1 protein-coding gene is annotated in these 278 nt (G+C 61.9%); it reads left to right on the top strand.

Annotated elements, in window-relative coordinates; translation table 11 throughout:
• Positions 1-51 precede the first annotated feature (51 nt).
• Positions 52-278, top strand: a 227-nt coding sequence (locus CKO33_RS13310; protein WP_338081792.1) for a kinase/pyrophosphorylase, incomplete at its 3' end; no start/stop codon positions are given.

The following is a 278-nucleotide window of genomic DNA, read 5'->3' as shown; positions in this document are numbered from 1 at the left end:
GTCTCAGAGGCTCACGAGGCTGGGCAGTGGGTGTGCGTTGTGCATACCTTGGTGCTGCCCGATATGCGCCGAATGGTCTCCGATGCGTGTGAAGAGATGGGCATTCGTGAGCTCGACCTTATGGGTCCGATGCTCGAGGCGATGGAGGAGGCCTCTGGCCTAGATGCCGACGCGGTACCGCGCCGTCCGGTGGGTGTTGAGGCCGACTATTTCACCCGGATCTCCGCGATGGAATTCGCAGTCCGTAACGACGATGGCGCTATTCCCGACCGCCTGAC

The sequence above is a fragment of the Ectothiorhodospira mobilis genome (assembly GCF_016584115.1).
GTDB classification, from domain to species: Bacteria; Pseudomonadota; Gammaproteobacteria; order Ectothiorhodospirales; family Ectothiorhodospiraceae; genus Ectothiorhodospira; species Ectothiorhodospira mobilis.
This window is presented reverse-complemented; position numbering and strand designations above follow the sequence as displayed.